The following is a 25290-nucleotide window of genomic DNA, read 5'->3' on the forward strand; positions in this document are numbered from 1 at the left end:
CCGAGCGGTAATCGAGCGGCATTTCCTCAAGGCTTTCGTGCGCCAGCGCAGCATGCTATGGCGTGAGGCAAGCGGGCGGTCGTCCATGCGGCGCGGCGTTCTCAAGGAGACGAAATGGCTCAGTTCAACTGCGACATTTGCGGCGTTCGTCCGGCGACGGTGCGGGTAGCCGTATTGCAGGACGGCAGGCGGCGCTACATCGATGTCTGCGATTATCACTATGCGCAACTCACGCGCCACCAGCACACGCTGAGTCCACTCGAAGCGCTGTTTCGCAGCGCGCAGCAAGAAGATGCCGCGCCGCAAGGCGTCCGGCAAACGGTGGAATCCGGCGAAAGCGCCGTTGTCGAGCGTTATTTCAGCGACGTCGCGCGCGAATTGCTGCAGCGCGCGGCCGAACGCGCGGTCCAGTACGGCCGGCGCGAAGTCGACACGGAACACCTGCTGTACGAAATCGCCGGGAATGATGCGGGCGCCGCCATGCTCAAGCGCCTCGGCATCGAACCCGACGAAGTGCGCGCGTATATCGATGCGAATGCACAGAAGCGCGAACCGTTGAGCGCAGCGGATGCGGCGCGCATCGCCGTTTCGCCTCGGCTCAAAGGCGCGCTCGACCGCGCGTTTCTCGTCTCGCGCGAGTTTCGTCATGGTTACGTTGCGCCCGAGCATCTGCTGTTCGGACTCTCGCAGGTGCCGGACAGCTTTGCGGGCCATCTGCTCGGACGCTACGCCGTCACGCCGCAAAAGGTGCTGGAGCAACTGGTTGCGGCCGAAGGCGATAAACACGAACGTCCTGCCGCCAAGGGCCCCAATCCCACGCCGCACCTCGACCAGTACAGCCGCGACCTGACCGCACTCGCGAGCGAAGGCAAGCTCGATCCTGTGATCGGCCGTTCAGTCGAGATCGAAACGATCGTGGAGGTGCTCGCGCGGCGCCGCAAGAACAACCCGGTATTGATCGGCGAGCCCGGCGTGGGCAAGACGGCCATCGCGGAAGGTCTCGCGCAGCGCATGCTCAACGGCGACGTGCCGGAATCGTTGCGTGGGCGGCGTCTTGTCGAATTGAACGTGAACGGATTGATCGCGGGTGCGAAATACCGCGGCGAATTCGAAGAGCGCGTGAAGCACGTCATGGACGACATTGCCGCACAGCGCGATACGCTGGTGCTCTTTATCGACGAAGTTCATATGATCGTCGGCGCGGGTCAGGGCGGTAACGAAGGCGGCCTCGATATCGCCAATGTTTTCAAGCCGGCGATGGCGCGCGGCGAACTGAACCTCATCGGCGCAACGACGCTTGCGGAATACCAGAAGTACATCGAAAAAGACGTCGCGCTCGAACGCCGGTTCCAGCCTGTTTTCGTCTCGGAGCCGAGCGTCGATCAGACGATCAACATCTTGCGCGGCCTGCGCGACAAGCTTGAAGTGCATCACCACGTCACGATCCGGGACGACGCGCTGGTCGCAGCCGCGGAGTTGTCGGATCGCTTCGTGACTGGCCGCTTCCTGCCCGACAAGGCAATCGACCTCATCGATCAGGCGGCGGCGCGCGTGCATCTTTCGGCAACTTCGCGGCCCGCCGCGATTCTCGAACTCGAATCCGAGCTCGCGCAATTGCGCCGCGAGCAGGACTACGCGGCCACGCGCAAGAATTTCGAGCGCGCGCACGCGCTCGATGAGCCGATTGCGGATCGGGAAAAGGCTTTGGCCAAAGCAACCGAGGAATGGAAGGGCCGTCTTGGCTCCGTGACCTCCGATGTCACGCCCGAGCACGTTGCGGAAATCGTTTCAAAGCTGACGGGTGTGCCCGTTACGCAGCTCACCGCCGAAGAGCGCACGCGCCTGCTCGACATGGAAAAACTGTTGCATGAGCGTGTGATTGGCCAGGACCAGGCAATCGTCGCCGTTAGCGACGCGGTGCGCCGTTCGCGCGCCGGTTTGCGGCGCGGGCACCGGCCGACTGCCGTGTTCCTGTTCCTCGGACCGACTGGCGTGGGCAAGACGGAACTGGCGAAGGCGCTTGCCGAGGTCGTGTTCGGCGACGAAAACGCGATCGTGCGCATCGACATGAGCGAGTATATGGAGCGCCACGCGGTGTCGCGCCTGATTGGCGCGCCGCCGGGCTATGTCGGCTACGACGAGGGCGGCCAGCTCACGGAACGCGTGCGGCGCCGGCCGTATTGCGTGATCCTGCTCGACGAGATCGAGAAGGCGCATTCCGATGTCTACAACGTGCTGCTCCAGGTGTTCGACGATGGGCGGCTTACCGACGGCAAGGGCCGTGTCGTGGATTTCAGCAACACGGTGGTCATCGCGACCAGCAATCTTGGCTCGGACGTGATTTCCGGTCAGAAACGTTCGGGGCCGGGGTTTCTTTCGAGCGCCGAGGCGTCCATGCAGAATGCCGTGCTGAGCGAATTGCGCCAGCATTTCCGGCCCGAGTTTCTGAACCGCATCGACGAAACCATCGTGTTTCAGCCGCTCTCGGACGATCAACTTCGCGAGATCGTGCGTCTGCAGCTGGAGCAGGTGAAGCGCATGGCGCACAGCCAGGATATCGAATTGACGTTCGATGAAAGCGTGATCGATTATCTGGCTGCCGATGGCTACCGGCCCGAATACGGCGCCCGTGAACTGCGCCGCCAGATTCAGCAGACCGTCGAAAATGAACTGGCGAGAGAAATGCTCAAGGGCGCAGTGAAGGAGGGCGTGAAAGTCGTCTGCCACTACGATGCTGCGCAGAAGCGCATGGAATTCGTCACCGCGACCGAGAGTGCGGGCTAGGGCCTGGCGCCAGGGATGCTGTGTGATGGGTTGCAGTGTGCGCACGCGCGTACATCGCCCGTTTCCGTTGCGAACATACGGTGCCTGATCGCGCACCGGCAATTTAGTAGCGGATTGGAAATATGTCGTATTACGTTAGATTATCAATTCTCTGGCGTCGGTTCCGATCGTAAATCGGGAAAACAAATGGCGCGAAGGCGGGCAAGGAAAATCCCGCCTGAACGTCACATCGCTCGCAGCACGGCGCGCTTGAGCTTGCCGGTTTCCGTCCGGGGCAGCACATCGATAAAGACAATGACGCGCGGATATTTGTACGCCGCCACGGCATTTTTCACGAACTGCTGCAATTCGCTCACCATCGCGGCGTCGCCCTGGAAGCCTGGACGCAGCACGACAAACGCCTTCACCACCTGGCCGCGCAGTTCGTCGGGTGCCCCAACCACGCCGCATTCCGCTACGGCCGGGTGCTGCAAGAGCACCGTCTCAACTTCCGGACCGGCAATGTTGTAGCCGGATGAGACGATCATGTCGTCGGCGCGCGCCTGATAGAACACGTAACCGTCCGCGTCGATCGAAACGGCGTCGCCCGGTAGATTCCAGCCGTCGCGCACGAATTTCATTTGCCGCTCGTCGGCCAGATAACGGCAGCCGGTCGGCCCGCGCACCGCCAGATGTCCCGTGACGCCGGGCGCGACCGGCTGGAGCGCGTCGTCCAGCGCCTGCACGACATACCCCGGCACCGCGCGTCCGATCGATCCGGCGCGCACATCGGCTCCTGCCGAAGAGACGAAGATATGAATCATCTCCGTGCCGCCAATCCCGTCGATCATTTCGATTCCCGTCGCTTCGCGCCAAAGATCGCGCGTCGCCGGTGGCAGCGCTTCGCCAGCCGAAACCGTCTTGCACAGGCTGGAAAGGTCGTGGTCTTTCGCAAGCGGCGCCATCTGCCGGTAGAACGTGGGCGCAGTGAACATGATCGTCGCGCGATAGCGTTCGACAACTTGCAGCAACAGTGCAGGAGTGAGTTTTTCGATCAGCACTGTCGAGGCCCCCACCCGCAGCGGGAAGCACAACAGTCCACCCAGACCGAACGTGAACGCGAGCGGCGGCGTGCCGCAAAACACGTCCTCGGCGCCTGGCTTGAGCACATGACGCGGGAACAGGTCGCACATCGCCAGCACGTCGCGATGGAAATGCATGCAGCCCTTCGGCGTGCCGGTCGTGCCGCTCGTGAAGGCGATCAGGCACACGTCGTCGATTGCGGTATCGCACGCCGTAAAGGTCGCTGGTTTACCGTTCGCGAGCGATTCGAGACTCTCCGGTGCGTCGTCGTGGAAATAGCACACTTGTTTCATATCTGCGCAGAAGAGCGCATCGGCGGGATCCGTGCAGTGCGACAGTTCACCCGCGAGCCGCACGTCACACAGCGCCGCGCCAATCTGCGCTTTATCGATGATCTGCTTGAGTTCTTTCGCGCGCAAAAGCGGCATGGTCGGCACGACCACGAGCCCCGCCTTGAGCGCCGCAAGCATGGCTACGGCCATTTGCAGCGTATTCGGGCCGTGCAGCAACACGCGATTGCCTGGCTGCAATCGCATATCCTCAATCAGCACATGGGCACTGCGGTCAACGAGTGCACGCAATTCAGCATAGCTCGTGGCATGCGGCGCGCCGTCGACATCGGACCAGATGGCTGGCTGGTCGCCGCGACCAGTTTCGATGGTACGGTCGAGCAACTCCGCCGCGCAGTTCAGGCGCGCCGGATACGCAACATCGGGATTGTCCAGCAGCAGCGCGGGCCATTGCGATTCGGGCGGCAAATGATCGCGCGCGAAGGAATCGACGTGGGCAGTAGGGTGCATAACGTCTCCATTCAATGTTCTCGAACTGTCTGCCGCAGCTTTGCCGTGGCTCGATCAGGCGGCGCGCGCGCTATCGGGAATGACGGCAGTGGCTTCGATTTCCACCTTGGCGTCGTCTTCGATCAGCGCGACGACCTGAACCGCGCTCATGGCAATGTCGTAGTCGCCGATCAGTTCGCGAAACGCCGCACCGATCGCTTTAAGCGAGGCCAGATACTCGTGCTTGTCGGTGACATACCACGTCATGCGGACGAGATGTTCAGGCCTGCCGCCGGCGGCGTCGAGCACCGCGACAACGTTGCGCAGCGCCTGCACGGCCTGCGCGCCGAATTCGCGGCTCGTGAAGCACGCGTTCTCGTCCCAGCCGATCTGACCGGCGATATAGACCTGCGTGCCGCTCGCGGCGACACCGTTTGCGTAGCCGCGCGGCTTGACCCAGCCTGCGGGCAGAAGGGCTTTTTTCATGTGTCGTTCAATTCGATGAGTGACATGTCCGGTTGCAGATGCATCACGCTTGCGCCGCCGCGTGCTCCTTGAGCAGGTCGCGCCCGACGATCAGTTGCTGCACTTCCGTCGCGCCTTCGTAGATGCGCAGCGCGCGGATCTCGCGATAGAGCGTCTCGACTGTCGTGCCGCTTTGCACGCCCAACCCGCCCCAAAGCTGGACGGCTGCATCGATCACCTGTTGTGCGCCCTCGCTGGCATGCCATTTCGCCATCGCCGCTTCGCGCGTGACGCTCTCGCCCTGATCGCGCAGCCAGGCCGCGCGATAAACGAGCAGGGCGCTGCTGTCGATTGTCAGCGCCATCTGCGCCAGCTTCGCCTGCGTCAACTGAAAATCGCCGAGCGTTTGCCCGAACATCTTGCGCGACGCAGCACGTGCGAGTCCTTCGGCCATGGCGCGGCGCGCAAAACCCAGCGACGCCGCAGCAACCGAGGTGCGGAAGATATCGAGCGTGCGCATGGCGATCTTGAAGCCTTCGCCGGGCACACCGAGCATCTGGCTGCGCTTTACGCGCGCACCGGCGAAACGCAGTCGCGCAAGCGGGTGCGGCGCAATCACGTCGATGCGTTCGGCAATCTGGAGTCCCGGCGTATCTGCGTCGACGATAAACGCGCTGATACCGCGCGAGCCCGGCGCTTCGCCGGTGCGTGCGAACACAACGTAAAAGTCGGCGATACCGCCGTTCGAGATCCACGTTTTCTCGCCGTCGAGCACATAGTCTTCGCCCTCCGCGCGTGCGGCGAGCGTCATGGCGCCCACGTCCGAGCCCGCTTCCGGTTCCGAAAGGGCGAACGCGGCGAGCGCTTCGCCGCGCGCGACACGCGGCAGATAGTGCGATTTCTGCGCGTGGTTGCCCGCGAGCGAGATGGCGCCGGAACCGAGTCCTTGCATCGCGAGCGCGAAATCCGCGAGACCGGCGTGCTTCGCGAGCGTCTCGCGCAACAGGCACACGGCGCGCGTGTCGATCATGTCGCCGTGGCCGCCGTATGCGGTGCCGCCTACGCCGTAGCGCAGCCAGCCGCCGTCGCCGAGTTTGCGCACGAGTGCGCGGCAGGTAGCGTCGATGTCGTCGTGTGGCACGTGGGCGAGATGTTCTCGCGCCCACGTTTCGATGCCCGTGGCGAGCGCGCGATGGCGGTCCTCGAAGAACGGCCAGGCGAGTGCGTCGTGAAGATTGATTGCAGCGGCTGCGTTCAAATCAGTCTCCCTCGAAAACCGGACGGGTCTTTGCCGCGAATGCCTCGTAGGCGCGGCCAAAATCGCGCGTCGCCATGCAGATGGCCTGGGCCTGCGCTTCCGATTCGATCGCTTCGTCGATGCTCATGGTCCATTCCTGATGCAGCATCGTCTTGGTGATGCCGTGCGCGAAGGTCGGACCCGCGGCGAGATCGGCGGCGAGTCGCTGCGCATCGGCGAGCAGCGTGTCGGGATCGCACAGACGGTTGTAAAAGCCCCACGCCATGCCTTCCTCACCGCTCGCGGAGCGGCCCGTGTACAGCAGTTCGGCTGCGCGCCCCTGGCCGATAATGCGCGGCAGGATCGCGCACGCCCCCATATCGCAGCCCGCAAGGCCTACGCGCGTAAAGAGAAATGCGAGCTTGCTGCGGGCCGTCGCGTAGCGCAGGTCGGAGGCCATCGCGAGGATCGCGCCCGCGCCCGCGCAGACACCGTCGACCGCGGCGATCACCGGCTGCGGACAATGGCGCATGGCTTTGACGAGATCGCCGGTCATGCGCGTGAACATCAGCAGTTCCGGCATCGGCAGATCGATTAGCGGCGCGATGATGTCATGCACGTCGCCGCCCGAGCAGAAGTTGCCGCCCGCGCCATACAGCACGACGGTTTTGATGTCGGTGGCATAGGCGAGCTGACGAAAGAGGTCGCGCAGCTCGGCATACGAGTCGAACGTGAGCGGATTCTTGCGCTCAGGGCGATTGAGCGTGATGGTCGCGACGCGGCCTTCGACCGACCAGCCGAAATGTTGTGCGCGGTAGCCGGCCAGCGTGACGCGATTGCCTGAGAAAAGTGTGCTGGCGTCGGAACGTGTTGTCGTCAAGATATGTCTCCTGTCATGCCTGTGCTTTAGCAGCGGTTCAGTCTTGCTGGCTGTCGTGCAGATGCTGTTTGAGCTTGCCGAGGCGCTCGTGCATTTCCGACTTGTCGTCGAGCGACAGGCCGCCGAACATTTCGACCACCCATTGCTCGTGCGCAACGGCCATGCGATCGAACAGCGCGCGGCCTGCGGGCGTGAGGCGCACTGCAATCGAGCGACGGTCGCCGGGATCGACATCGCGCACGACGAGGCCTTCTTTTTCGAGTTGATCGGTAATGCCCGTGACGTTGCCGCCCGTGACCATCATGCGGCGCGACAGCTCGGTCATGCGCAGCCCCTCCGGATGGCGTTCGAGCTGCGCCATGAGGTCGAAGCGCGGCAACGTCGTATCGAACTCGATGCGCAGGCGGCGGCGCAGTTCGGTCTGCACGAGGTTCGTCGTGGTGAGCAGTCGCAACCACAGACGCAGGCCCATGTGGCTGTCCGCGCCCGTGCTCATCTCCATGTCGACGACGTTATCGGCCGGCATCGCCACACCTTTGAGCGGCGTCTTCGCGGCGGACGTCTTGCGGGAGGATGCGGGCGAGGTCATGTGATTTCTCCACCAGAAACGGATAGGGACTGCCCGGTAATCGCGGACGAACCGGGCGCGCAGAGCCACAGCACCGCGTCGGCGACCTCGTCGGGCGTGATGAAACGCTGCTGCGGGTTGTGGCGCAGGAGGATGCTGCGCGCTTCGGCGATGCTGCGCGATGTTTTACGCGCGATCTGCTCGAGCGATGCATCGAGAAGTTCGGTTTCCGTGTAGCCTGGGCACACCGCGTTGACGGTCACGCCCTGCGTGGCGACTTCGAGCGCGAGTGCACGCGTCATGCCGATCACGCCGTGTTTCGAGGCGCAATACGCGGCCACATAGGGATAACCGACCTGACCCGCTGTGCTCGCAACGTTGACGATGCGCCCATGTTTTTGCGCGAGCATGCCGGGCAGCACGGCGCGCGTGCAGAGGAATGCTCCGGTCAGATTTACGTCGAGCATGCGCCGCCAGAGCGATAGATCGGTTTGCACGAACGGCGCCGCCTGCGCCTGGCCCGCGTTATTGACGAGAACGTCGACGGTGCCGAAGCCTTTGGTTGCATGCGCAAAGGCGGCATCGACAGCGGTTTCGTCGCTGACGTCGACGCTCACGCACGCCACGTTTTCGCCGCCGCCCAGCGCTACACGCCGGCTTTCGAGGCGTGCGCCGTCGCGGCCCATCAGCGTGACACGCGCGCCCGCGCGCAGCAGGGCGGCCGCAGTTGCTGCACCGATGCCGCTGCCGCCGCCCGTAACGACGGCGTGACGGCCGGAGAGAGATTGCGCTGTCGTGTTCATACCGCTCCTTCCGCGCGCTGCGCACGTTGAAGCGGAGAGAGGCCCGCGCTGGCCGCGGCCATAGCGCGCTCACGCTCGATATTGCGTTCGAGTTGACTCTTGGCCGCCGTGTACTGGCGCGGCCACATCACGTCGAAATAACCGATCTTCGCGGCTTCGGTGAGTGTCCACGCAGGATTCGCGAGGTGCGGACGCGCAATCGCGCACAGGTCCGCACGGCCCGCTGCGATGATGCCATTCACGTGATCGGCTTCGGAAATTGCGCCAACCGCGATGGTGGCAATGCCGGCCTCGTTGCGGATGCGGTCGGCAAACGGCGTCTGAAACATGCGGCCGAAGACCGGACGCTCGTCCTTGCTCACCTGCCCCGACGAGACATCGATCATGTCGGCGCCCGCCGCCTTGAAGGCGCGTGCGATCTCGACGGCATCGTCGGGCGTGTTGCCGCCTTCCACCCAGTCGTGAGCCGAAATCCGCACGGAAATCGGCTTGTCTTTCGGCCACACTGCGCGCATGGCCGCGAATACTTGCAACGGGTAGCGCAGCCGGTTGGCGAGCGATCCGCCGTATGCGTCGGTACGCCGGTTCGTGAGCGGCGAGAGAAAGCTCGACAGCAGATAACCGTGTGCGCAGTGCAATTCGAGCCAGTCGAAGCCCGCTTCAACCGCCCTCTGTGTCGAGCGCACGAATTGCGCCTCGATTTCTCGGAGTTCTTCGATGCTCGCCTCATGCGACCATTGGCTCACGCCATGCAGATACTGTTGCGGCGAAGCCGAGACGAGCGGCCAGTTGCCATCGGGCAGTGGCTGATCGATGCCTTCCCACGCAACGCGAGTCGAGCCCTTCGCACCCGAGTGACCGAGCTGAATACCGATCTTCGCATCCGACTGCGCGTGCACGAGATCGACGATGCGGCGCCATGCATCGCGCTGTTCGGCCGTGTACAGCCCCGGACATCCCGGCGTGATGCGCGCCTCCGGAGACACGCACGTCATTTCGGTCATCACGAGTCCCGCGCCGCCCATTGCGCGCGCACCGAGATGCATGAGGTGATAGTCGCCGGGGATGCCGTCGCGCGCCGAGTACTGCGCCATCGGCGACACCATTACGCGGTTCTTCAGCGTGACGCCGCGCACCGTGTAGGGCGTGAACATCGGCGGAACGGCGCGCTCGCCAGCACCGGCTCGCGACGCGAGCCACGACTCGAAACCGCCGAGATAGCGCGCGTCGCGCTCGCGCAGATTTTCGTGCGAAATGCGTTGCGAACGCGTAAGCAGCGAATAGGCGAACTGTTCGGGCTCGAACTGCGCGTAGCGCTCGACGTGCTCGAACCATTCCGTCGAATTGCGCGCGGCGTTCTGGATCCGCAGCACGTTCACGCTGCGCACGCTCGTGTAGTGCGCGAGCGCGCCGTGTAGGTCGCCGGGATGCGCATCCATGCTGTTGGCGAGTTCGATGGCGTCTTCGAGCGCGAGCTTCGTACCGGAGCCGATCGAGAAATGCGCCGTATGGGCCGCGTCGCCCATCAGCACGACCGGAGTCTGGCGGCCCGCTGCGCGCGGCTTCCAGTGCACCCATTCGCGGTTGACGACGCGCGGAAAGCGGATCCATTGCGACGAGCCGCGCAGATGGGCCGCGTTCGAGCGCAACGTATGACCGTCCAGATAGCGCGCGAAAAGCTTTTCGCAAAACGCGATGCTGTCTTCCTTGCTCATCGTGTCGAGGCCCGCGGCGCGCCAGACGTGCTCGGGCGTTTCGACGATGAACGTGGACGTGCTGTCGTCGAAGCGATAGGCGTGCGCCTGGAACCAGCCCCATTTGGTTTGTTCGAACGCGAAGGTGAAAGCCTCGAAAAGCTTCGAGGTGCCGAGCCATACGAAACGGCAATCGCGCACGTCGATGTCGGGCTGATAGGTGACCGCGTATTTCTGGCGCGTGGCGCTGTTGAGGCCGTCGCTCGCAATGATGAGGTCGGCTTCACCGACGTCGTCGTCCGTGCTTTGCGTCTCGAACACGAGCTTCACGCCGAGCGCTTCGCATCGCGCCTGAAGAATATTCAGGAGGCGCTTGCGGCCGATGCCGCAAAAACCGTGTCCTGACGAGCGGATCGTGCGGCCGCGAAAGTGAATTTCGATGTCGTCCCAATGATTGAACGCGTCGAGAATCTCGTCCGCGCTTTCGGGGTCGGCTACACGGAGGTTGCCAAGCGTCTGATCCGAAAACACCACGCCCCAACCGAACGTGTCATAGGGCCGGTTCCGCTCGAATACCGTGATTTCGTAGTCCGGGTGACGGCGCTTCATCAACAGGCCGAAGTACAGGCCGGCGGGGCCGCCGCCAATACAAGCAATGCGCATGCTCGCTCCCTTGCCTTGGTTATTCCGTGTTTCGCAGATTCAATGTAGAGCCAGTTACTTTAGGTGTCAAGTAAATTGACGGGATGGCGAGAATGCCACGATGCGACGGGTTCGCATGGCAGGCCACGTTCATGCCCGGCTTGCCGTGCAGGTTGTACCCGTTATCGCACACGTTTCAGGTATCGGTGATGGGTCGCTCGATCACCGCGCTCGCCATCGCGCTGGCAGGTGGTGCACGGCGCCTGAAGGCCGTACACCCGCGTGTCGTGCTGACCTGACCGGCACGATTGCCAGGCTGTGGTGAGAGTTTGCGGGAACGGATCATTCATGCGCGTGGCAAAGCTGCCTAAAACGCAGATGAAACAACCCTTTGTGTTGCGCGATACCCTCTTGGGAATCACGCTGAGGTGAGCGTTTGCGGGATCGGTTTCAGGATTTTGCGAGTTCGCGAACATCGGCAATCGGCGTCGCACCGAATGCATCACTGAGCGCATAGTCGATCAACTGCTGCGCCGCCGCCTCCGGCGTCGTGAGCTGGCCGTTCTGCTTCAATAATTCGAAGCGCTCGCGCAAGGGAAATTGTTCAACGCTTGTCGAGCGAATCGCCGCCTGCATGGCCGTATCGACCACGCCAGGCGCCACGCTGCAGATACGCACGCCGGGCGGCGCTTCGAGTGCCACTGCGCGCGCGTGATGATCGAGGGCCGATTTCGTCGCGCAATACACGCTCCAGCCCGCATAGGCGTTACGCGCCGCACCGCTCGAAACATGCATGATGCGGCGCGTGGTTTTCGCACTGGCTATGCGTGGTGAAGCGAGCGCGTTCGCGAGCATGAGCGGTGCGGCAACATTCAACGCAATGGCGCGCGCAATTGCGTTCGCGTCTTGCGTGCCGCACGGCGCAATGGGGTCGACCGTGCCCGCGTTATTGAACAAGAGCACGCAGTCGGCTTCGCCGACGAAGGTGCGTAGCGCGTCCGTGGTGAGCCATTGATCGATGGCGGCGGTATCGGCGAGATCGAGCACCGTTTGCGAAAATGCCGTGACGTGGCGTGTGGCAAACGACGCATGTGCGTTGCGTGCGAGGCCAAGCACCCGAATGCCGCGCGCGAGCAGATTGTCCGCGAGCGCGGCGCCGAGACCGCGGGTATGTCCAGTGACGATGGCGCAAATCGAGCCGCCGGAGAGCGTGGAAGGAGTCATTGAAATCCGGGGAAAAAAGGCGAGGGCACACGCGCATAATCGCGCAGCGCCGGATGGACGAATACGGGCCGCTTGTCACATCACACCGTGATATTGAGCGGCGCGCAAATCACCGCGCCGGAAATGCGGCTCGCGATTCGGTATCATAGCGTCCGATCCCATATGGAAGAGAGCTGGACGTGAAAGCCGCATCGCAACAACGCCGCACCCTGAGCTTCAAGGAAGGTCTTCTGGAAATCCGGAAAAGCATGGGGAAGGGCTCGGGGCAAACGCCCGAAGAACAACAGCAGGCGCCGCAGGATAAACCGGCGCGCAAGGCGCAGCCTGCGCCTGCAAAAGACGCCCCGTCGCGGGACGCACGTTCGCGCGCGCGCCCGCAGCCGGGCGGCCGGCCACAGGGCGGAAAGCCCCAGCAGCCGAAGCAGGCTCGTCCGCAAAAGCCCGGCGAGCGCCCCGCACAGCAGCGCCAGCGGCCCGCACGCCCGCAGCCGCAGCCCGCTGCCAACCTGAGCGATGCCGAAAAGGCGCGCATCGAGCGCAACCGCCAGCTCAACACCATCTGGAACGTTTTTGCAAAACTCTATCCCGCGTTTCGCGAACGTTCGCCGCTGAAAATCGGCGTCGCCGAAGATCTTGTTGCGCGTCACCCCGACTATGAACGCACGGTTATCGTGGCGGTGCTCAAACGCCACGTGAACCATCCGCGCTATCACGAGCGCGTCGCGGCGGGCGGCTCGCGCTACGAACTGGACGGCAGCGTGTCGGCCGGTCCGGGCATCGATCCGTCGCATATCGGCCGCGCGAACGCGGCGCTGGCGCGCCAGAAGGCGAAGGCCGAAGCAGCCGCCAAGGCGAAGGAAACGGACAAGGCCCAGCCGCAGGAAGCCGCTCAGGCGCCGTCCGAGGCGCAACCGCAGCAGCCGCAGCCGCAAATCGAAGCAGAGGCTCCGGCGCAGGCCTCCGAGGGCGCCGAGCCCCCTGTGACTGGCGCATAAGCGATATTGGCCGATTGCCGGGCCTTGGCGCCCGGCGCGGGCATACCCCGCCTTTTGTATGTCCCCGGATATTCGACTGAATAGCCGGGGTTCTTTCGTTTGCGCAGGTGTTTTGCGTTGGATCAGGCGAAAGCAAACACGCTCATGCGGTCGCACGGTAAGGCATCCGCAAGCCGACGCATTCAATCCGCATCTCGCCGACGCAGTTGCGCAACACAATCGTCAGTGATTGACGCCGTACGTGACGCGCGACAACAAGGCGCATCGCCCGGTTATCAACCGTTTTTCGCGATCGATCTTTATGAAAATTCGTCGGAATGAGATCGATCAGAATGTGGAGCGCAGCAAGTTCGCACACCGCGGAATCGACGATGCCGCTACGCAATTCTTATCGATAGTCAGATAAAACCACGACTCGATTTGCGCTAACGGGTCTAATGCTCCGGCGCAGCCAGGCGGCAATTCACCGGTTCACATGAACTCAGTTTGCGCCGTGTCCGGCGGTTGAGATGGCTGTAACTTCGGGCGTGGCCGGTACGGCCGATGCGGTGATGGTGGATGCGTCGGCATTGGCATCCGCAGCCGCGACCACGGTGGATGCGCTCGCAACATTCTGGCCCGTTTGTGCGCTCTTGAAGAGGGATGCGAATTCGGCAGCGCGCGACTCGATCTTCTCGACGTAGGTGGACGAGCCGCCATAGTTCTTCATCGCGGCGCTCAGGTCGCCGCCCGCGGCACGCCGGTAGCCGTAAAGGATCGACGAACCGACGTCGATATTGACGTCCGGGCTAGTGAGGTTTTTTACGTTGTGCAGCAGATTGCGGTGCGCCGACGGCACGATCTGCATGAGGCCAGTCGCACCGTTGGCGCCGCGCGCGCGTTCGCGAAAGCGCGATTCGATCGAAATGATCGCGAGGAGGACGGCGGGCGGCAGAGAATATTTTTCCGCGGCCGAAGTGACCGCTGCCGATATCTGGACGGCCTTGGCCTTCGCCACGCCGAACCGTTGCGTGAGGTACGTCGAAATAGTGTCGGCGGCAGGTGGCTGCTGGGCCCACGTTTGTTGAAGGAGGCCCGGCAGCAGGACAAACAGGCAAATCAGTCGCCTCATGGCCAGTGCGTGTCGAGAAGAAGGAGAAAGCGTCAAGTATAACCTTATGCCTTGAAGGCAAGATAATTGTGCACGCATCCTTCTGCGGCCACAGAAAACAGGCGCACCAAGGTCAGACTTTGTCGACCGATGCCTTCCAGATCTCGTCGATGCTCTGCGCAAGCGCAGCATCGAATTCGGGCTCGCTCATGGATTTCGTGAGATCGTTGATAAGCGCCCGCGAAAAGCTCGCGATCATCCGGTGGTTGGCGGCGAGGCGCCGGCACGCATCGCTGCGCGTATAGCCGCCCGAGAGCGCCACCACGCGCACGACGCGTGGGTGATCGATCAGCGGCAAGTAGAAATCCGGTGTATCGGGAATGGTCAGCTTGATCATGACGTTGCGCGTGCTGGGCAACGCATCGAGTCCCTTGAGCAATTCGGTGCGTAAGAGCGACTCGGCTTCCGCTTTGTCGGCGATCTTGATGGACACCTCGGGTTCGAGGATCGGCACGAGGCCGTGTGAGCCGATCTGAGCCGCCAGTTCGAACTGTTGGGCGACTACGCCCGCAATGCCCGATGGAGAAGCGCGCTCGATCACCGAACGCATCTTGGTGCCGAAAATACCCGCTTTCACCGCGCGGCCCAGCAGGCCATCGAGCGCGGGAATCGGCTTCATGAAACGCACGCCGTCCACTTCGGCTTCCAGTCCTTTATCGACCTTCAGGAACGGCACGACACCGCGGTCCTCCCACAGAAACGCGGGTACCGGCTTGCCCTGCGCCATGCCGTCCATGGTGGCCTCGAACAGGATCGCGCCGATCACCTTTTCACCCGTAAACGCGGGTGCCGTGATAATCCGCACGCGCATTGCATGGATGAGACGGAACATTTCGTCGTCGCCGTTGTATGCGCTATCGGGAATGCCGTACTGACGCAGCGCACCGGGCGTCGAACCGCCGCTCTGGTCGAGGGCCGCGATAAAGCCGGGTTTGTCGCGCATCTGCATCAGCATCGTGTCGTTCGCCATGACTCTTCCTCCGAAATAGGGCGCCATTACGGCGCGAGCCTTCGAACCCGTCGCGGGCCGTCTTCACGAAGTGTACTTGTGTCACGGCGAATTCACGCTTTGTTGTGTGCGGGCGGACACAACAACGTGCGCGGCGCAATGGCCGCTCAGTAGCCGCTCATTTGCCGATATGAAGCAGTCAGGATTGATCTTCACCAGGGCTGCGGCAGCGCCGCGCTTTTATGCGGATATATTTTTATGCCGGTTCTATGCCGACAGGCCGCTAGGTAACATGGGTCGCAAGCCACTGCAGATTTTTCCAGAAATCTTTCTGCAGCCTGGCGATATCGACAGAGCGAGGATTGGTCGTGTCCGCTTCGCACGCGCGGCGCGCCTCTTCAAGCTTGCTCCAGAACGCCTTCGCGTGGTTGTGCAGATCGTTGCGCTTTATATACTCCGTGTCGAGTTGATTGCCTCGCCAGGCGCGCGCAAGTTCTTCGAACCAGTTGCCGACGTGGACAATCCGCTTGAACGAATCGGGATTCTTCAAACGCTCCGGGCTAGTCAGATCATCCATGGCATCGCCGATGGCCATCTCCCAATCGTCGTCGCTGAATTGGCTGACGAAATCCATGGACGTTTCGAGCGCCGCCTTTCGGGCCTGGTGGCGGTCACTGATGGTTTTGAAAAGCAGCGTGAAAATCGCGGAGAAAACGGCGGCGGCCACGGCCGGTATCCACCACTGCGCCGATTGTTTTTTCTCCAGCGCATCGAGACGCGTGCCCATTGCCTGGCTCGCCGCATCGAGCCGTGCGCCGACGCTCGCATCGAGATCGCTCAATTTGCCGTCGATTTCTTCACGCGAATAGCTGTCGTATTGCGCCGGTCTGTGCACGGCGGCGGCGGCCGCGCGATGCGCGCCGCGACGGTGATGCTGTCCGTAGGCCGCTGAAACGGCAGCGCAAAGAACGGCAGCCAGAAGTAGTCTCGATACAAGCGAAGCGAATTTTGCCAGTTTCTTCATCTCTTCAGGCCGGTTTCGCGAGACAAGGTACCAAGATAAGCCTCGATATCCGGCGTATCAAGCAGGTGCATTTACTACGTTTGCGCCAAAGAATTTGCCTGCGGATTTGCGTGGGATTGCGCGTTGAAGTTCAGCGCTCACCGCGAATGCCGAGTCGGTCGAGCAGGGTGGTCAGCAAGTCGATCGGCAACGGAAAGACGATCGTCGAGTTCTTGTCGGCGGCGATCGTGGTGAGTGTCTGCAAGTAGCGCAACTGCATCGCCTGCGGCTGCTGTGCGAGCCGCTGCGCAGCCTGCAGCAGCTTTTCGGATGCCTGCAATTCACCTTCCGCGTGGATCACCTTTGCACGGCGTTCGCGCTCGGCTTCGGCCTGGCGCGCGATGGCGCGAATCATCGTCTCGTTCAGATCGACATGCTTGATTTCGACGGTCGACACCTTGATTCCCCATGCGTCCGTCTGCGAGTCGAGCGTCTTCTGAATATCGGCGTTCAGTTGCTCGCGTTCGGCGAGGAGGGCGTCGAGTTCATGTTTGCCGAGCACCGCACGCAGCGTCGTCTGCGCGAGCTGGCTCGTCGCCTCCATGTAGCGCGCAACCTGAATCACGGCCTTTTCCGGATCGACCACGCGAAAGTACACGACGGCGTTGACTTTCACCGACACGTTGTCGCGCGTAATCACGTCCTGCGAAGGCACATCGAATACGACCGTGCGCAGATCGATGCGTACCGCCTGCTGGACCATCGGGATGATGAGCACGAGTCCCGGTCCCTTGACCTTCCAGAAGCGTCCGAGCATGAACACGACGCCGCGTTCGTATTCGCGGAAGATGCGTATCGACGAGGCGGCGAGCAACAACACCAGTAAAAAGAGAATGCTGGAAAAGCCGAACGTGTAGCCGATCATGATTGTTCTCCCTGGCGCACCGCTCCGGCGAGCGGCACGACGGTCAGCATCAGGCCGCTGCGGCCAGTCACGCGAATCCGGCTGCCGGCGGCGAGCGGCGCATCGCAGGCGACCCGCCAGCGCTCGCCACGGACGCGCGCCCAGCCCGTGGCCGCCGATGCAGCGCCTGCGGAACCGGCCGGGTGATCGTGCCGCAGGCCATCGTCGATCACTTCGCCGACACTGCCGATGATCGCCTCCGCACCCGTCACGACGGGCCGACGCCGGGCGCGCAACGCAACGCTCGACACCGCCGCGACGAACGCCGCGCCGCCGAACGCGAGGCCCGCGATGAGCGGCAGCGGGATGCCGTAGCCGGGCGCATTGGTGTCGATCAACATCAGAGAGCCGATCGCAAATGCCACAATGCCGCCGAAGCCGAGCACGCCGAAGGTGGGCAGGAACGCTTCGGCGACAAGGCACGCCAGCCCCATCAGCACGAGGGCAAGGCCCGCGAAATTGACGGGCAGCAGTTGCATCGCGAACAGGCCGACCAGCAGGCAGATCGCACCGACCACGCCGGGCAGCACGAATCCGGGGTTTGCGAATTCGAAGAAAAGGCCGTACACGCCGAGCGACAGCAGGATAAGGGCGACGTTCGGATCGGCAATGATCGACAGGAACCGGTTGCGCCAGTCCGGCTCGACGTATTCGAGCGGCACATGTGCGGTTACAACGTGCACCGTGCCGGCTGATGTCGTGACGGTGCGGCCGTCGAGCTGACGTGCGAGATCGGCGGGGTTCTGCGCGATCAGATCGATGACGTGCTGCGCCAGCGCCTCGGTGTCCGACAAGCTCACGGCTTCGCGGACCGCACGCTCGGCCCATGCGGCGTTGCGCCCGCGCAGCTGCGCGAGTCCGCGGATGTACGCGGCGGCGTCGTGCATGACCTTGCGGGTTTCAGTCGATTCCGTGTCGCCTGGCGCGGCGCCGGGCTGCGCGCCCGATGCTGGACCGGTTGGCGCACCCGCGGGGGCAATTGCGGGAGCACCTGCGGGGCCGCTTGGGCGGCCCGCGCCGCCGATGCCGAACTGCACCGGCGACGCCGCGCCGAGGTTGGTGCCCGGCGCCATCGCCGCAAAATGGCTCGCGTACTCGATATAGGTTCCCGCGCTCGCGGCGCGCGCGCCACTCGGCGCGACGAAGGTGGCGACCGGCACCGGCGAAGCGAGGATGGCCTTGATGATCTGGCGCATCGACGTGTCGAGTCCGCCTGGCGTGTCGAGCTGAAGGATGGCGAGCGGCGCGTGCTCTTTCGCGGCATGGTCGAGCGTGCGCACGATGAAATCGGCGCTCGCCGGGCCGATCGCGCCGTTGACGGTCATCACGACGACGGCCGGCGGCGCGGTGGGCGCCGCAGCAACGGCGCAGACGACGAGCAGCGCCGCGAACAGCGCTGCGCGGACGACCCGTGCCGACACTGGATGGCGCGGGTGGGACGGCGGCGCATCAAGCGCCGCCTGTGAAGTACGATGAATGGGCATCGGAACTTCCGGACGGCGTGCAGTAAAGGAAATGGCCCGATATCTAAAGATTAGGCGGTTTCCGGGCGAGGCGCGATGCGATCCCAATTGCCGGCGTGAAAAAACAAAAACGTTAACTAACCTCTTTTAAATCATGGAAAGCGCGCCATTGCGAAGACGTCGCTGACCGGCTGACGCGGCAAGCCGATTTCAGCGCCTGAAAAATTCCGGAGTGAAGCGCTTGACCCGGGGTGTGAGCGTCGTCTGTGCACTAGTGGAGTACCCTGGGCCAGGCCAAAGTTTCACGCAAAAACCTTCGAGCGTTGGAAATCCGAAATGCGGCCGAATCGCGGCTGCATACAATGGCCACACACATCAGATGTATCCAGTTCAACCGGCCGCTCGCAGCGTGTGCGACGGCCTATACCACGATGATCAGCTCGGTACCCGATCTCGTGCTGATGCTGCTGTTGTTGATCGATTTCGAATTTCGCACTGGTATGGCTCGAACGCCGCTACTCGGTCGCCGTTCGTCACGCGCAACTCTAACTTCAGATTATTAGGTTTTCGTAATTAAACGTTTTAAAGAGCAGTGAAATTTTGGTGATGTCATGAGGCGGGTTGGCGCACATTGATCGAGAAGGCGTACATGAAGATGCCGCCTTGCTCAGCTTTCACATTGCCATCATCGTTGCTCGTGCATACTGCCCTGGCCGGACGCGTTTCATCCATGACGTATCGACGTGGATGCACACCTGCAATCCTGATCCAGACGAGGGCAAACATGAGCATTTTCGGCGATATCGTGAATAAATTGTTTCAAAAGGCCAAACCCGACGCTGCGCCTCCCGCAACGGAGGCGACACCTGACCCGGCCGCCGCACAGGCAGCACAGCCCGAAGCAGCACCGGCACCGTTGGCAGACGTCGATGTCGGCGCAGTAATGGATCAATTCGTTGCGGAAAGCGGGCAGACGCTGAACTGGCGGACATCGATTGTCGACACCCTTAAAGCACTGGGAGTAGAGAGCAGCCTCGAGCATCGCAAGCAACTCACCCAGGAACTGAAATACACGGGTGAAACGAACGACTCTGCGAGCATGAACGTCTGGTTGCACAGTCAAGTAATGACTGCACTCGCAGCGAATGGCGGCAAACTGCCCGACGATCTTGCCCACTGAATTGGGGTGACGCGGCACCGGACCCGGCCGCTTTTCTAATTGCAAATGCGTAGAGACAGCGCGCCGGGCTCCGAGACAAGTTCAACACAAAGCGGTGACGGGCCTTGCGGTTGTCGCAGAATGCGTCAGTGTCCTTTGTTCGTTTCGCTTGCCAACTAAAACGCAAAAAGCCACGTGAAGGTGGCTTTTTTATTGCATCCACTGTAATGTTTTGACAGTACATCCATGCAACATGGCTTTGTCCAATGACAGGGCAGCCACAAGCCGCTTAAGCTTTGCGTTTTCCTCTTCGAGTTGCTGCGTTTTTGGGAACTAAACATTGGAAACGGCTGCATTGCAGCGTTTTCCTTGATTTAGTTCCAAAATCTTCCAAAATTCAGTTCCCAGAGCTGCTTTTTCTGACGGGGGGTCTGCTAGCGAATTAACGTTGTTAATTTATCTTATGTAAAATTTTAGATAAACGCGGCACCAAAGGATTGCAGCACTTCGCCGCACGGTCGCGGCGGTGATCAACAGATACCCTTCACTGCACAGCGTCCCGAGCCACGGAGCAAAAAGTGGCGACGTCGACCTACAATCCCGCATGCGCCCAAACCAGTTCTCCTTCACTGGCTGAAAAATCCATCCATCTCACTCGTGTGTTCCTCCACGGTAGCGATCCCGCTCAACATGTACTGAATGATTATTTGATGCCCACGCTAAAGACCCCACGCACATGACGATCGCGACCACCGCCTTTGGCGCATGGGCGCAATACCTCGCTCGTTGCGTGCTCGTAGTGGGTGCGATCGCCTCGCCGCTAGTACATGCCCAACCCGTTTCGGCCACCGACGATTCCGGCAACACCGTGTCATTACCCGCACCTGCGCAACGCGTCATCAGTCTTGCGCCGCACATCACCGAACTCGTCTATGCAGCAGGCGCCGGCGACAAACTGGTCGGGGCCGTCTCGTACAGCGACTATCCACCGCAGGCTAAAACGCTACCCATCATTGGCAGCTACAATTCGCTCGACCTCGAAGGTATCGTGGCACTGCATCCGGATCTGGTGATTGTGTGGCCGCATGGCAATGCTCAACCGCAAATCGACCGGCTGCGCGCCTTGCATATACCACTGTTCTTTAGCGCACCGCGCCGTCTGGACGATGTGGCGACTTCGCTGCAGCGCATCGGCACCCTGCTCGGCACGGAAAGCACGGCACAGACGGCAGCCAGCGCGTACCGGCTGAAAATCGATCAGCTACGGGCGCATTACGCGAACCGGCCTACGGTCGATGTCTTCTATCAGGTGTGGGACAACCCGCTGATGACGCTCAACGGCACGCAGTTCATCAGCGATGTCATTGCGATGTGCGGGGGCAGAAACGTATTCGCGAACTTGCCGTCCGCCGTGACCACACTATCGACCGAGTCCGTGCTCGCCGCCGCCCCGGAGGCAATTGTGTCCGCCTCGCCCGGTGCGACCGCCCCAGAGAAGCACGGCCAAAGCATTGAGCGTTGGCTCGCATGGCCCACGCTCACCGCCGTGGCGCGGGGCAACCTGTTCACCATCGATGGCGATCTGATCAACCGCCCCGCCCCACGCCTTGCGCAGGGTGCCGCGCGACTGTGTGAGGATCTGGAGGAGGCTCGATTGCGACGGCCAACGGGAGGTGCTATGCCGAGGTAGTCGATGTGCGGCCGCGTATTCGCCGTATGCGCATCTGTTCCGATGTGGAACCTGTACGTCGGTTGACGATCGGCCTCGGCTTCCGGCACGATGTCACGCCTCACCCACCAGACATCAGTCACGAAGACACTGCGACTGGAACAGGTAAGCCATGAAGACCGATACCGAATCCCATGAACGCATGACCCAAGGCCGCCGCGAAGGGCACGATGTGAAGGGGCAAAAATGCGTGGAGTTCTGAGCGTGCCCTCCTGCCCCGCACTATTGATCAGCGGTCCCGCCTCAGGCCAGGGAAAAACCACGGTTACGGCCGGTCTGGCGCTGCTGCATCGCCAGCTCGGCCGACGGGTACGTGTGTTCAAAACGGGCCCGGATTTTCTCGATCCGATGATCCTCGAACATGCCAGCGGCGCGCCGGTACAGTCGCTCGACCTGTGGATGGCAGGCGAACATGGATGCCGCCAGCTACTTGCCGAGGCCGCGCAACAGGCGGACCTGATCCTGATCGAAGGCGTAATGGGGCTTTTCGATGGCACACCGAACAGCGCCGATCTCGCCGCGGCTTTCGGCATTCCCATCGTGACTGTGATCTCGGCCCAGGCAATGGCGCAGACGTTTGGCGCCATTGCGCTGGGCCTCGCGCAGTATCGGCCGGATGTCGTCATTCACGGTGTACTGGCCAACCATGTCGGCTCGGCGCAACACGCACAGATGCTTCAGGACGGCCTGCCCACTGGCCTGCGCTGGCTCGGTTACCTTGCGACATCCGAACACATCGCGCTGCCTGAGCGGCACCTCGGGTTGCATCAGGCAGCCGAAATCGACGGCCTCCAGTCCCGCATCGCCGTCACCGCACGGGCACTGGCCGATACCGCACTGGCGGAATTGCCGGCGCCGGTCAGCTTTCATTCGCTGCCCGCCTGCCCGCAACCCGAATTGCTTGCTGGCATGCATATCGCCATTGCGCGCGACGCAGCTTTTTCGTTCATCTATCCGGCCAACGTGAGCCTGCTCGAAAGCCTCGGTGCGCGCGTCACGTTCTTTTCGCCGCTGGCGAACGAACGCATACCGGGCGACGCCGATGCGCTATATCTGCCCGGCGGCTACCCGGAACTGCATGCGACCGCGCTGGCCGGAAACCAGGCCAGCACCACGAGCATTCGCGCACACGCCTCGGCGGGCAAACCGATTCTCGCCGAATGCGGCGGCATGCTGTATCTGCTCGACGAATTGACCGATGTCGAAGGCACATCGACGACCATGCTCGGCCTGCTACCGGGACGGGCGGCCATGCAGAAGCAGCTCGCGTCGCTCGGCATGCAATCGCTGCACACGAAATACGGCGCGCTGACCGGCCACACGTTCCACTACTCCAGCATGACGACTCCGCTACAGCCCGAGTATCACGCCATCGGGCCGCAGTCCGCCACGGCCGGCGAACCTGTTTTCCGGTCGGGCGCGATCGTCGCAACCTACATGCACGGCTACTGGCCATCCAACCCAGCCCTGATCGCAGCGATCTTCCGTGGCAAAACCTTTTAGCAGGTTCGAGTGGGCTGCACGAAATCCTTCTGTCCGGTCTTTTCAATCTTGTTGATTGCGCACGCACTGCCCGTTCGCTTCCTGGCTGGCAACGTCAAGCGCGGCAGCTAACCGCGCCCATTCCGGCTCATCCGCGGGCAGGCCGAAACGCAGCCCGCGCACGACCTCGAACCGCCGTGTCCAGATGCCATGACGGGCCAGTGCATCCTGCCACCGCGAAGCCCGCTCATCGCGTAACCAGCAGAAGAGCGACGTATGCTGCACGCCAGCGAAGTATTGCCCGAGCAAACACGCGAGCCTCTCGCCCGAGGCGGCAAGCCTGATTCGCGTCTGCGCCTGCCACGCCGTGTCCAGCAACGCAGAACGTGTCACGATGCGCGCCGGACCCGATATGCTCCAGGGGCCACGCAGGTAACGCATTGCCCGATCGACATGCGCACCAGCCAGCACGAACCCCACGCGCGCACCAGCGAGCCCGAAAAACTTGCCGACCGAGCGCAGCACGATCAGGCCGTCACGGTCCGCGAACTTCGCCACGCTGAGTTCGGGAGTCGACTCGATGAAAGCCTCGTCGATTACCAGCGTGCCGCCGCGCATCGCGAGTTCTTTGTGCCAGCCGAGGATGACCTCAGGCGTGAACCGTTCGGCCCCCGGGTTGTTCGGATTCACCAGGACCAGATGCTTTAAATCCACAGGCAGCGGCTTCCCTGGCTCCAGCACGAACGAAGCTGCACCGTGCATGTCAGCACATTCCCGCGTGACGAAACGATCCACGAAAAACGCCGCATGTTCGAAGGCGGGTGCGTATTCCCCATACGTGAGCAAGCCGATGCCGATACGCCCTTTGGGCAAAACGGCAGGCAGCATCCGGATGGCGGATTGCGTGCCGGCCACTGCGAGCGCTCGCGCAGCACCGTAATGCGCGGCAGCAATGGCCTCCAGATCGTCGTCGTCATCGGGGAGCCGGAGCCACGTCTGCGCATCGACCGGCGGCACCGGAAACCCGTTGGGATTGATTCCCGTAGACAGGTCCAGCCAGGTTTCACGTGCAATGCCATATCGGCGGGCAGCCTCGCCGAGATTGCCGCCATGGGGCACGTGTGTTGAGTGAGTGAAATCGAGCATACGTTTTTAGACAAGTGCAGACGCGGTCGCAAGCAAGGCCATGACCGCAAGCCACGCCACGATTGAGCGTTTGACCAGTGACAGTGCGCGGCCAACATCGGCTGCGCCGGGACCATGGCCGCATCCCAGTGCAGGCCGCGCTTCCAGCACGCCATGGTACCAGGCGGCCCCACCACAGGCGACGTTGAGACTGCCGGCGCCGCTGGCCATCACCGGCCCGGCGTTGGGACTGTCCCACGCCGACGCCTGCGTCCGCCAGCACGCGACGGCCAACCTGAAATTGCCGCACAGCGCGTACGTCAATGCGGTTAGCCGGGCCGGCAGAAAATTCGCCGCATCGTCGAGCCGCGCGGCCGCCCAGCCGAAATACCTGAAACGCGGCGTGCGGTATCCCCACATCGCATCGAGCGTGTTGACAAGGCGAAACGCCAGCGCACCGGGCCCCCCGGCCACAGCGAACCAGAATAACGCCCCGAAGATCGCATCGTTGCCGTTCTCCAGCGCGGACTCGATTGCCGCCCGCGCGACAGCCGGTTCGTCGGCGTCGGAAAGATCGCGCGTCACCACCCGGGCAGTTAGCGCTCGGGCCTTTGCCAGATCGCCTGCACGCAGTGCCTGTTCGACCGGCGCGATATGATCGATCAGGCTGCGCGCGCCGAGCGCGAACCACAGTGCGGCGACGTGCAACGTCCATGACAACATCGTGGGAAGGCGATGCGTTAGCACGGCCAGGAGCGCCACGGGAGGAACGACCGCGAGTGCCCATGCTGCCACGCCCGCCAGCCGGGCAAGCAACGCATGCGCAACAACCGGCATGGCATGCACATGCGCTTCGGACGCGTGCGCGGCCTGCCTGTCTGGATTGCATGCGCGCGCAACGCACGTGGCCCACCGGCCGAAGCCAACCAGTGGATGAAACCGGGAAGGTTCGCCGAATATTGCGTCGAGGATAACGCCCGCAAAACACAGCATGCAGACAGTCGATGCACTGAGTGCGGCAATCATCCGGCACTCCGGCACAACGTCCAATGGCTTCGATTCAACACGTTCAATTTCACTCCCGTTTTTCAGACCCTTGAGCGAGTGACATAATACGACCCCGCCCCACCGCG

The 25290-nt window shown here is 62.6% G+C and carries 23 protein-coding genes; 6 read left to right on the top strand and 17 right to left on the bottom strand.

The features are described from left to right. Nucleotides 1–114 precede the first annotated feature (114 nt). On the top strand, nt 115–2784 hold the full coding sequence (locus ACFPTO_RS14380) for an ATP-dependent Clp protease ATP-binding subunit (RefSeq protein ID WP_377712004.1): 2670 nt from the start codon (nt 115–117) through the stop codon (nt 2782–2784). A gap of 224 nt (nt 2785–3008) precedes the next feature. On the opposite strand, the gene ACFPTO_RS14385 is transcribed toward ACFPTO_RS14380, so the two are convergent. Genes ACFPTO_RS14385 through ACFPTO_RS14415 form a run of 7 tightly spaced genes read right to left on the bottom strand, consistent with a single transcriptional unit; the run spans nt 3009 to nt 10935 of the window. Continuing rightward, nucleotides 3009–4646, bottom strand: coding sequence for an AMP-binding protein (locus ACFPTO_RS14385; protein ID WP_377712006.1), 1638 nt, complete (start codon nt 4644–4646; stop codon nt 3009–3011). A 54-nt stretch (nt 4647–4700) separates the two neighbouring features. Continuing rightward, nucleotides 4701–5111, bottom strand: coding sequence for a RidA family protein (locus ACFPTO_RS14390; RefSeq protein WP_377712008.1), 411 nt, complete (start codon nt 5109–5111; stop codon nt 4701–4703). 43 nt (nt 5112–5154) lie between these two features. Further along, entirely contained in the window at nt 5155–6348 is a 1194-nt protein-coding gene (locus ACFPTO_RS14395) for an acyl-CoA dehydrogenase family protein (RefSeq protein ID WP_377712010.1), read from the bottom strand. A gap of 1 nt (nt 6349) precedes the next feature. Next, complete coding sequence (locus ACFPTO_RS14400; protein WP_377712012.1) at nt 6350–7207, bottom strand: enoyl-CoA hydratase family protein; 858 nt, start codon at nt 7205–7207, stop codon at nt 6350–6352. A gap of 37 nt (nt 7208–7244) precedes the next feature. Further along, nucleotides 7245–7796 (bottom strand): MarR family winged helix-turn-helix transcriptional regulator, encoded by a 552-nt coding sequence (locus tag ACFPTO_RS14405; RefSeq protein ID WP_377712014.1) that lies wholly within the window; start codon nt 7794–7796, stop codon nt 7245–7247. Further along, nucleotides 7793–8578, bottom strand: coding sequence for an SDR family NAD(P)-dependent oxidoreductase (locus tag ACFPTO_RS14410; RefSeq protein ID WP_377712016.1), 786 nt, complete (start codon nt 8576–8578; stop codon nt 7793–7795). The genes ACFPTO_RS14405 and ACFPTO_RS14410 overlap by 4 nt, the downstream gene beginning before the upstream one ends. Continuing rightward, the gene (locus tag ACFPTO_RS14415; protein ID WP_377712018.1) at nt 8575–10935 is read right to left on the bottom strand and encodes a bifunctional salicylyl-CoA 5-hydroxylase/oxidoreductase; all 2361 of its coding nucleotides are present in this window, start codon (nt 10933–10935) and stop codon (nt 8575–8577) included. The genes ACFPTO_RS14410 and ACFPTO_RS14415 overlap by 4 nt, the downstream gene beginning before the upstream one ends. Nucleotides 10936–11027: 92 nt before the next feature. On the opposite strand from ACFPTO_RS14415, the gene ACFPTO_RS14420 reads away from it, so the two are divergent. Continuing rightward, a complete protein-coding gene (locus ACFPTO_RS14420) occupies nt 11028–11213 on the top strand; it encodes a hypothetical protein (protein WP_377712020.1) in 186 nt (61 codons plus the stop codon). 151 nt (nt 11214–11364) lie between these two features. Here ACFPTO_RS14420 and ACFPTO_RS14425 read toward each other — a convergent pair whose 3' ends face one another. Then, entirely contained in the window at nt 11365–12138 is a 774-nt protein-coding gene (locus ACFPTO_RS14425) for an SDR family oxidoreductase (protein WP_377712021.1), read from the bottom strand. Nucleotides 12139–12317: 179 nt separating this feature from the next. Here ACFPTO_RS14425 and ACFPTO_RS14430 point away from each other — a divergent pair, with 179 nt between their 5' ends. Beyond that, nucleotides 12318–13133 (top strand): ProQ/FINO family protein, encoded by an 816-nt coding sequence (locus ACFPTO_RS14430; protein ID WP_377712023.1) that lies wholly within the window; start codon nt 12318–12320, stop codon nt 13131–13133. Between the two features lie 142 nt (nt 13134–13275). Here the strand turns inward: ACFPTO_RS14430 and ACFPTO_RS14435 are convergent, their stop codons facing one another. From ACFPTO_RS14435 to ACFPTO_RS14465, 7 genes are all read right to left on the bottom strand, one after another. Then, on the bottom strand, nt 13276–13518 hold the full coding sequence (locus ACFPTO_RS14435) for a hypothetical protein (protein WP_377712025.1): 243 nt from the start codon (nt 13516–13518) through the stop codon (nt 13276–13278). Nucleotides 13519–13614: 96 nt separating this feature from the next. After that, nucleotides 13615–14244, bottom strand: coding sequence for a transglycosylase SLT domain-containing protein (locus tag ACFPTO_RS14440; RefSeq protein ID WP_377712027.1), 630 nt, complete (start codon nt 14242–14244; stop codon nt 13615–13617). 112 nt (nt 14245–14356) lie between these two features. Beyond that, nucleotides 14357–15253, bottom strand: coding sequence for a fructose bisphosphate aldolase (locus ACFPTO_RS14445; protein WP_377712029.1), 897 nt, complete (start codon nt 15251–15253; stop codon nt 14357–14359). 262 nt (nt 15254–15515) lie between these two features. Beyond that, complete coding sequence (locus ACFPTO_RS14450; RefSeq protein WP_377712031.1) at nt 15516–16073, bottom strand: DUF4760 domain-containing protein; 558 nt, start codon at nt 16071–16073, stop codon at nt 15516–15518. A gap of 313 nt (nt 16074–16386) precedes the next feature. Then, nucleotides 16387–17160, bottom strand: coding sequence for a slipin family protein (locus ACFPTO_RS14455; protein ID WP_377712033.1), 774 nt, complete (start codon nt 17158–17160; stop codon nt 16387–16389). Further along, nucleotides 17157–18683: an NfeD family protein gene (locus ACFPTO_RS14460; RefSeq protein ID WP_377712035.1), complete on the bottom strand. Its 1527-nt coding sequence runs from the start codon at nt 18681–18683 to the stop codon at nt 17157–17159. Before ACFPTO_RS14460 ends, ACFPTO_RS14455 begins: the two co-directional genes overlap by 4 nt. A 588-nt stretch (nt 18684–19271) precedes the next feature. Beyond that, nucleotides 19272–19448: a hypothetical protein gene (locus ACFPTO_RS14465; protein ID WP_377712037.1), complete on the bottom strand. Its 177-nt coding sequence runs from the start codon at nt 19446–19448 to the stop codon at nt 19272–19274. On the opposite strand from ACFPTO_RS14465, the gene ACFPTO_RS14470 reads away from it, so the two are divergent. From ACFPTO_RS14470 to ACFPTO_RS14480, 3 genes are all read left to right on the top strand, one after another. Then, nucleotides 19447–19842 (top strand): DUF3597 domain-containing protein, encoded by a 396-nt coding sequence (locus ACFPTO_RS14470; protein WP_377712039.1) that lies wholly within the window; start codon nt 19447–19449, stop codon nt 19840–19842. The two genes, ACFPTO_RS14465 and ACFPTO_RS14470, sit on opposite strands and share 2 nt — an antisense overlap. Before the next feature lie 715 nt (nt 19843–20557). Further along, nucleotides 20558–21511 (top strand): cobalamin-binding protein, encoded by a 954-nt coding sequence (locus ACFPTO_RS14475; RefSeq protein WP_377712041.1) that lies wholly within the window; start codon nt 20558–20560, stop codon nt 21509–21511. A gap of 243 nt (nt 21512–21754) precedes the next feature. Continuing rightward, nucleotides 21755–23053, top strand: a complete 1299-nt coding sequence (locus tag ACFPTO_RS14480) for a cobyrinate a,c-diamide synthase (protein WP_377712043.1) — start codon at nt 21755–21757, stop codon at nt 23051–23053. Between the two features lie 42 nt (nt 23054–23095). Here the strand turns inward: ACFPTO_RS14480 and cobD are convergent, their stop codons facing one another. Both cobD and ACFPTO_RS14490 read right to left on the bottom strand, forming a co-directional pair. Further along, nucleotides 23096–24178, bottom strand: a complete 1083-nt coding sequence (gene cobD / locus ACFPTO_RS14485) for a threonine-phosphate decarboxylase CobD (RefSeq protein WP_377712045.1) — start codon at nt 24176–24178, stop codon at nt 23096–23098. 6 nt (nt 24179–24184) lie between these two features. Further along, complete coding sequence (locus tag ACFPTO_RS14490; RefSeq protein ID WP_377712123.1) at nt 24185–25180, bottom strand: CobD/CbiB family cobalamin biosynthesis protein; 996 nt, start codon at nt 25178–25180, stop codon at nt 24185–24187. Between the last annotated feature and the right edge of the window lie 110 nt (nt 25181–25290).

It is taken from the genome of Paraburkholderia denitrificans (genome assembly GCF_042655705.1).
Taxonomy (GTDB): Bacteria; Pseudomonadota; Gammaproteobacteria; order Burkholderiales; family Burkholderiaceae; genus Paraburkholderia; species Paraburkholderia denitrificans.

Coding starts and splice junctions, on each gene's coding strand:
- ACFPTO_RS14455 (WP_377712033.1), bottom strand. CDS start 17,160: ATGATCGGCTACACGTTCGGCTTTTCCAGCATTCTCTTTTTACTGGTG.
- ACFPTO_RS14410 (WP_377712016.1), bottom strand. CDS start 8,578: ATGAACACGACAGCGCAATCTCTCTCCGGCCGTCACGCCGTCGTTACG.
- ACFPTO_RS14475 (WP_377712041.1), top strand. CDS start 20,558: ATGACGATCGCGACCACCGCCTTTGGCGCATGGGCGCAATACCTCGCT.
- ACFPTO_RS14390 (WP_377712008.1), bottom strand. CDS start 5,111: ATGAAAAAAGCCCTTCTGCCCGCAGGCTGGGTCAAGCCGCGCGGCTAC.
- ACFPTO_RS14425 (WP_377712021.1), bottom strand. CDS start 12,138: ATGACTCCTTCCACGCTCTCCGGCGGCTCGATTTGCGCCATCGTCACT.
- cobD (WP_377712045.1), bottom strand. CDS start 24,178: ATGCTCGATTTCACTCACTCAACACACGTGCCCCATGGCGGCAATCTC.
- ACFPTO_RS14445 (WP_377712029.1), bottom strand. CDS start 15,253: ATGGCGAACGACACGATGCTGATGCAGATGCGCGACAAACCCGGCTTT.
- ACFPTO_RS14470 (WP_377712039.1), top strand. CDS start 19,447: ATGAGCATTTTCGGCGATATCGTGAATAAATTGTTTCAAAAGGCCAAA.
- ACFPTO_RS14380 (WP_377712004.1), top strand. CDS start 115: ATGGCTCAGTTCAACTGCGACATTTGCGGCGTTCGTCCGGCGACGGTG.
- ACFPTO_RS14440 (WP_377712027.1), bottom strand. CDS start 14,244: ATGAGGCGACTGATTTGCCTGTTTGTCCTGCTGCCGGGCCTCCTTCAA.
- ACFPTO_RS14415 (WP_377712018.1), bottom strand. CDS start 10,935: ATGCGCATTGCTTGTATTGGCGGCGGCCCCGCCGGCCTGTACTTCGGC.
- ACFPTO_RS14465 (WP_377712037.1), bottom strand. CDS start 19,448: ATGTTTGCCCTCGTCTGGATCAGGATTGCAGGTGTGCATCCACGTCGA.
- ACFPTO_RS14385 (WP_377712006.1), bottom strand. CDS start 4,646: ATGCACCCTACTGCCCACGTCGATTCCTTCGCGCGCGATCATTTGCCG.
- ACFPTO_RS14420 (WP_377712020.1), top strand. CDS start 11,028: ATGCCACGATGCGACGGGTTCGCATGGCAGGCCACGTTCATGCCCGGC.
- ACFPTO_RS14460 (WP_377712035.1), bottom strand. CDS start 18,683: ATGCCCATTCATCGTACTTCACAGGCGGCGCTTGATGCGCCGCCGTCC.
- ACFPTO_RS14405 (WP_377712014.1), bottom strand. CDS start 7,796: ATGACCTCGCCCGCATCCTCCCGCAAGACGTCCGCCGCGAAGACGCCG.